General features: G+C 69.8%; 6 protein-coding genes. 3 read left to right on the forward strand and 3 right to left on the reverse strand.

All coding sequences use genetic code 11. The features are described 5' to 3' along the window. Window positions 1–48 precede the first annotated feature (48 nt). A complete protein-coding gene (locus VF557_10120) occupies window positions 49–1,176 on the forward strand; it encodes a Vms1/Ankzf1 family peptidyl-tRNA hydrolase (protein ID HEX8080552.1) in 1,128 nt (375 codons plus the stop codon). 72 nt (window positions 1,177–1,248) lie between these two features. Beyond that, window positions 1,249–1,659 (forward strand): ChaB family protein, encoded by a 411-nt coding sequence (locus VF557_10125; GenBank protein ID HEX8080553.1) that lies wholly within the window; start codon window positions 1,249–1,251, stop codon window positions 1,657–1,659. A 22-nt stretch (window positions 1,660–1,681) separates the two neighbouring features. On the opposite strand, the gene VF557_10130 is transcribed toward VF557_10125, so the two are convergent. From VF557_10130 to VF557_10140, 3 genes are all read right to left on the reverse strand, one after another. Then, window positions 1,682–2,335 carry a response regulator transcription factor gene (locus VF557_10130; GenBank protein ID HEX8080554.1) on the reverse strand — a complete coding sequence of 218 codons (654 nt, stop codon included), beginning with the start codon at window positions 2,333–2,335 and terminating at the stop codon, window positions 1,682–1,684. Continuing rightward, window positions 2,332–3,654 carry an ATP-binding protein gene (locus VF557_10135; GenBank protein ID HEX8080555.1) on the reverse strand — a complete coding sequence of 441 codons (1,323 nt, stop codon included), beginning with the start codon at window positions 3,652–3,654 and terminating at the stop codon, window positions 2,332–2,334. Before VF557_10135 ends, VF557_10130 begins: the two co-directional genes overlap by 4 nt. A gap of 200 nt (window positions 3,655–3,854) precedes the next feature. After that, window positions 3,855–4,334, reverse strand: coding sequence for a hypothetical protein (locus VF557_10140; GenBank protein HEX8080556.1), 480 nt, complete (start codon window positions 4,332–4,334; stop codon window positions 3,855–3,857). 450 nt (window positions 4,335–4,784) lie between these two features. Here VF557_10140 and VF557_10145 point away from each other — a divergent pair. Next, a partial coding sequence (locus VF557_10145) for a M4 family metallopeptidase (protein HEX8080557.1) occupies window positions 4,785–6,678 on the forward strand: 1,894 nt, incomplete at its 3' end.

Here is a 6,678-nt window from a genome sequence, read left to right on the forward strand (position 1 = left end):
CCGACAGCGTGCCCGGTTGCTCGTGTCTAACGAGGTACGCATACCGCCATGCAGATTCCAGACCCGATCTCCGCCCTGTACAGCCACCAAGGCCCGTTCGCCTCGGTCTACCTGGACGCCACCCGGGCCAGCGAGTCCGGCGACACCGAAGTCGAGCTCCGCTGGCGGGGCATGCGCGCGCAACTGGCCGAGGCCGGCGCCGACGACAAGACGCTGGAAGCCATCGACGAGGTGGCCGGCGCGCATCTGGAGGTGGCCGGCCGGCACGGGCAGTTCATCGTGGCCGCCGGCGGTGGGGTGCTGGTCGACGAGATCACCCGCCAGCCGCCGCTGCGCGAGCTCGGGCGCTGGTCACCGCTGCCCCACGTGCTGCCCTACCTGGCCCACCGGTCCACCCAGATCCCGCACCTGATCGTGCTGATCGACCGGACCGGCGCCGACGTCTACACCGTCCTGGACGACATTCACAGCCAGCAGTCCTCCGTCGAGGGCGGCGCGGAGTACCCGCTGCGCAAGACCGGCCGCGACGTCTGGAACGAGCGCGCTTTCCAGAACCGGGTCGAGAACGCCTGGGAGACCAACAGCAAGGAGGTGGCCCAGGCCATCAACCACCAGTTGCCGCCCGAGGTGCAGGTGGTGCTGCTGGCCGGGGACGTCCGGGCCCGCCACCTGGTGAACGACGAGCTGTCCAAGGTGCTGCCGCAGCGGGTGAAAGTCGACCAGCTCGAGCACGGCACGCGGGCCGAGGGGGCCTCGCGCGAGGCGCTGGACGAGGCCGTGCACTCCGCGCTGCTGCACTACATCTGGGCCGAACGGCGCGACATCCTGGCTCGGTTGCAGCAGGCCGTGGGCAGGCACGACTACGCGGTCACCGGCATCTCGGCCGTGCTGGACGCGCTTCGCAAGGCCCAGGTCGACACCCTGGTGCTCTCCGATGACCCGTCCTCGACCGCCACCGCCTCGATCGGGCCCGACCCGCTGCTGCTGGCCGAGACCGACGCCGAGCTCAGCGACCTCGGTATCACCGACATCCAGCACGACCGGCTGGACGCCGCGCTGGTCAGGGCGCTGGCGGGCAGTGGCGCCGGCCTGGTCATCACCCCGGGCGGTCACCAGTACGTGCAGCAGGGCATCGCCGCGCTGCTGCGCTACACCGATGCCTCGACGCCGACCTGAGCCGCGCCCCCGATCTGAGCCGCACCTTCTCCCAAGCATCCGGTAACCGACTCCAACCAGTGAAGGAAAGTTATGCCTGCCAAGGAAGAACTGCCCTCGACGCTGAAGCGATCGCCGAAGAAGGCGCAGGAGACCTGGTCCAAGACGCACGACTCGGCGGTGGAGAGCTACGGCGAGGGCGAGCGGGCGCACCGCACCGCCTTCTCCTCGCTCAAGCACTCCTTCGAGAAGGTCGGCGATCACTGGGAGCCCAAGGAGGACGGCAAGAAAGGCCCCTCTGACGAGCACTCCGCGCGGCGCGGCGCGCGCGCCCGGCGCGGTGGTGAGACCGCCGAGGGGGTGGACGCCAACGCCAGCAAGGCACATCTAATGGAGCTGGCCAAGCGGCTCGACGTGCCAGGCCGATCGCGAATGACCAAGTCAGAACTGGTCGAAGCGCTCAAGAAGGCGAACCGGAAGTCCACCGCCAAATCCAGGTCCTGACGCGGCGGGTAGGCGGCGCGGCCTAGAAACCGGGGCTGCCGTCGCCCCGGTCGCGCGCTTCGGGCAGGTGGTCACGGGCCCAGACGGCGGCTGACGTCCGATCGCTGACACCGATCGTGCGAAAGACATTGCCCAGGTGAACCTTGACGGTTCGCTCGGCGATGCCCAGCGTCCGACCGATCTGCTTGTTCGCCAGGCCCTGGGTGGCCAGTGCCAGCACCTCGCGCTCGCGGCTGCTCAACTGCTCGACGACGGAGGTGGGTTGCCTGTTGGGCAGCAGGGTGATCGCCACCCGGGGATCCAGCGGCGCGCCGCCGGCGCTGGCCGAGCGCACCGCCGCCAGCAGCTCGGCCGGCTCGCTGTCCTTGAGCAGGTATCCGACGGCCCCGCTGGCCAGCATGTCGCTGACCTTGTCCTTGTCGGCGAACGAGGTCAGCGCTATCACCCGGGTCGACGGGGCGTGATCGAGGATCAACCGGGTGGCCTCGATCCCGTCGAGCACCGGCATCGACAGGTCCATCAGGATCACATCCGGACGTGCCGTGACGCTGAGGTCCACCGCTTGCCGGCCGTCGGCCGCCTCGCCGACCACCTCGATGTCGGCGGCGGTGCTCAACAGCCCGGCGAGTCCGGCCCGCACCAGCCGGTGGTCATCGGCCAGCAGCACCCTGATCATCTGGGAACCTCCAGGCGGAACCGGGTGCCGGTGGAGCTGCTGGCCACCGACAGCCGGGCGCCGGCCGCGACCGCGACGTCGGTGATCAACCGCAGGCCCAGGTGCCCGCCGGCCGCGGCCTGCTCAACGCGCTCGGGCTCCAGGCCGCGACCGTCATCGGCCACTTCCAGCCGGACGTCCTTGGGCTGCTGGCTCAGCTCGATCCAGATGTTGCCGGCCCCGGCGTGCCGCACCGCGTTGCGCAGGCATTCCTGGGCGACCCGGAACACCGCCTGCTGCTGCTCGGCGTCCAGCGCCGCCTCGGCTGCCGGATCGACCTCCAGGTGGATCCGAGCGGCCGAGCCCGACTGCGTCCTGACCAGGTCTGCCAGCGCCGCGGCCAGCCCCCCGACGGTCAGGCTCGGCGGGTAGATGTCGACCAGCAACGACCGCATGCCGGCCACCCCGTCACGGACCGACGCGGCCGCCTCGGCCAGCCGCTCCGCCCGGGCCTGCTCACCCTGGGTGTTGGCCCGCTCGACCTCACTGCCGACCAAGAAGGCCGCGCCCGCCAGCTGTTGCACCACGCCGTCGTGCAGGGTCGCCGCGATCCGCCGCCGTTCCTCGGTGGAGGCATCCAGCGCCCGGCGCATCAACTGCTCGCGCTGCAGCTGCGCCGAGCGGGCCCGCCGGTAGAACAGCCACAGCAGCGGAGCCAGCAACACCAGCACCGCCGCCAGGGTGCTCAGCATCACGCCGGAGAAGCCCCGCCAGAGCTCATCGCTGCGCTGGGAGACCAGGTCATAGCGAAAGTAGGCTTCGAACAGCAGCGGCTGGCCATTGGGCGTCCAGACCGGGCGGTAGACCTCCAGCAACTTGCCGGGCGCTGACTCCAGCCCGTTCTCCGGCCGGTCCAGGTCGGTGATACCGGCTTGGGTGCGCGGAGCGGTCAGCGCGTCCCGGGCATCGGCGTCCAGGGCGAAGCGCTGGCCGATCAGGCGCCGCTCGTCGGAGTAGAGCACCAGCCCCTGCGGGTTCCACAGCTTCACCCGTACCACCTGGGTGGTGAGGATCTGGTTGCGCATCACCGAGTCCAGCCCTGCCGTGGCCGCTGCCGGGTCGTTGGCCATCGCGTCGGTGAGTGCCGGCTGCACCAGGCTCTCGGCGAGGACGTCGGTCACCTCGGCCACCCGGTGGACGGCTTCCTGCTTGGCGATCTGCTGGAACATCAGGATGCCGCTGGCCGCCACCACGGTGAACGCCAGCGCCACCGAGGCCGCCACCTGGGTCAGGATCCGCCGGACCGAGGCCGGCCGTGGAGCGCTGGCTTGCGGTGACACCAGGGTCCGCCACCGACCCGGTCCGGCGTCCGGCCCCCCGCCCGGTCCGGTATCCGGCGTCGGCAGCGCAGGCAGTGGCGCCGTAACGGTCGCGGGGACCGCTACGGCGCCGCCGTCGTTCTGGGCCGTCACTGCTTACGCCGGTCCTTCTCAGTCGTCATCGCTGCCCGAGCCACTGCCTGATTTGGCGCGCCACTACCTTAATCGTCGTCGTCGCCGGAACCGCTGCCGGAGTTGTCCGAGCCACTGCCGGAGTTGTCCGAGCCACTGCCGGAGTTGTCGTCGCGGTCACCACCGTTGTCATCGGTTCCGGAGCTCGCGCTGCTGCTGCGGTCATCGTCATCGCTGGGTCCGGAACTGGCGCTTCTGCTGCGGTCACCACCGTTGTCATCACCGGGCTCCGGCGTCCTGGACCGGCTCGGCTCGGCGGACCGGCTCGGCTCGGCGGACCGGCTCCGGTCATCGGACGGGCTCTCGCTCGGGCTGGCGGACGGGGTCGCGCTCGGGCGCACCGTCAGGGAGGCGTTGTCGCCGACCTCGACCGTCTGGGCGCCGCTGGGAGCGCGCACCGGCAACTGCTGGCTGAACGACGGGTTGTTGACCAGGCCGGCCACGGCGGGAGCGGCCGCGAGTCCGACAGCGGTGAGAGCTGCTGCGGTTAGAAGGAACACCCGGTTCATGTCGATCTCCAAGTGGCTACTGGAACTGTCACTAACAGTTCTCCTCCCCGACCCGGTACGCCCGCCATCAGACGATAGGACTAGTACCCCCGACGGCCCGCCGCCGGGCCGTCGGCGGCAGCGCCGTCATAGGGGCCTGCACACATGGTCCCATCAGCCCCGGCAGCCCCTTTCGTCCCATTGTTTGAAATATAAGAATTTCCATTGAAATTGTCTGCAAACCTCGATAACGTCCGCTACGGGCAGTAGTTACGCGCGGGGGGCCCTCATCCGTCAGCAGAGTCGGGGTGGGCGCGCGCCTGCAAGGTCGCTGTGAACGATCCATAGCCGTGCCCCGTCCATCCCCATCACTCCCCTGCTTCACCGACCCCTGAAGGAACCCACCCAATGGTTCTTGCCCAGCGACCTCGTCGCTCCACTGCGATTGCCGCCCTCACGGGTTTGGCGGCCATGGCCGTCACCGGCGTCGCGCTCACCAGCAGCTCGGCTACCGCCGCGCCCGGCCCCAAGGCGTCGCCGAGCGCGCTGGCCGCGGCGTCCGCGGCCCGGCTGGTTGCCTCCAAGGCAGCCGCCCTGCACGTCAGCAACCACGACGCGTTCATCGCCCGCGAGGTGGTCTCCACGCCGGAGGGGTTGCAGTACGTGCCCTATGACCGCACCTACAAGGGCCTGCCGGTAGTCGGCGGCGACTTCGTGGTGGTCACCGACGCCACCGGCAAGGTGCTGTCCACCTCGGTGGCCCAGGAAAGGGCCATCAACGTGGCCACCAGCGCCGCCCGCACTCCTGCCCAGGCCGCGGCCGCCGCCCGGGCCCACGCCAAGGGCAAGGTCATCGACTCGGTCACCGGCACCCGCCAGGTCGTGCTCGCCCTCGGCACGCCGCGGCTGGCCTACGAGACCGTGGTCGCCAGCCACACCGGCGCCGAGCCCAGCAAGCTGCACGTGTTCACCGACGCCAGGACCGGCGCGCTGGCCTACTCCTACGACGAGGTCAGCCACGGCACCGGCACCGGCAAGTGGAACGGCCCGAACCCGCTGACCATCGACACCAGCCACCCCACCACCACCACCTGGACGATGACCGACCCGATCCGTCCGGGCATCTCCTGCCGCAACTACAGCGGCGGAGCGGTGCTCTCGGGCTCCGATGACGTGTGGGGCAACGGCGTCGGCACCAACATCGAGACCGGCTGCGTGGACAGCCTGTTCGGCGTCCAGACCCAGTGGAAGATGCTGGCCAGCTGGCTCGGCCGTAACGGCATCAACGGCACCGGCGGCGGGTTCCCCGTCCACGTGGGCCTCAATGACACCAACGCATTCTGGGACGGCACCAAGGTCGCGATCGGCAAGAACAACGCCGGCGAGTGGATCTCGGCCATAGACGTGGTCGGCCACGAATACGGCCACGGTATCGACGCCAACACCCCCGGCGGCATCGGCTCCTCCGCGGTCGCCGAGTTCACCGCCGACGTCCTGGGAACGACGACCGAGTGGTACTCCAACCAGGCCGCCGCCTATGACCCGCCGGACTACACCATCGGCGAAGAGGTCAACCTGGTCGGCAACGGGCCGATCCGCTACATGTACAACCCGTCGCTGGCCGGTCACCCGAACTGCTACTCCAGCTCGATTCCCACCACCGCGACCCATGCCGCGGCCGGTCCGGGCAACCACTGGTTCTACCTGCTCGCCGAAGGCACCAACCCCACCAACGGCCAGCCCACCAGCACCACCTGCAACGGCTCCACCGGCCTGGTCGGCATCGGCATCCAGACCTCCGCCAAGATCTTCTACAACGCCATGCTGGCCAAGACCTCGGGCATGACGTACTTCAGGTACCGCACCCAGACCCTGAACGCCGCCAAGAACCTCACCCCCGGCAACTGCACCAACTTCAACAAGGTCAAGGCAGCCTGGGACGCCGTCAGCGTTCCCGCACAGACCGCCGACCCGACCTGTTCCACCACCGGTGGTGTGACGGTGGCCAACCCGGGTGCCAAGTCCGGCACGGTGGGCACCGCTACCAGCCAGCAGATGACGGCCAGTGGCGGCACCGCTCCGTACTCCTGGACGGCGTCCGGCCTGCCGGCCGGCCTGTCGATCAACGCCTCCACCGGGTTGATCTCGGGCACTCCGACGACCGCGGGCACCTATAACGTCAACGTGACCGCCACCGACGCCGCCAGCGCCAGTGGCAGCGCGGCGTTCACCTGGACGATCAGCGGCACCGGCGGGGGCTGCACAGCCCCCGGGCAGAAGCTGGGCAACCCCGGCTTTGAGACCGGCTCCGCAGCACCGTGGTCGGCCTCGGCCGGAGTGATCGACAACTCCACCGGCCAGCCGG

It is taken from the genome of Jatrophihabitans sp., from assembly GCA_036389035.1.
Lineage (GTDB): Bacteria > Actinomycetota > Actinomycetes > Mycobacteriales > Jatrophihabitantaceae > Jatrophihabitans_A.

Excerpts from the sequence above, each read along its gene's own strand:
- VF557_10120 (HEX8080552.1), top strand. The coding sequence starts at position 49 with ATGCAGATTCCAGACCCGATCTCCGCCCTGTACAGCCACCAAGGCCCG.
- VF557_10125 (HEX8080553.1), top strand. The coding sequence starts at position 1,249 with ATGCCTGCCAAGGAAGAACTGCCCTCGACGCTGAAGCGATCGCCGAAG.
- VF557_10130 (HEX8080554.1), bottom strand. The coding sequence starts at position 2,335 with ATGATCAGGGTGCTGCTGGCCGATGACCACCGGCTGGTGCGGGCCGGA.
- VF557_10140 (HEX8080556.1), bottom strand. The coding sequence starts at position 4,334 with ATGAACCGGGTGTTCCTTCTAACCGCAGCAGCTCTCACCGCTGTCGGA.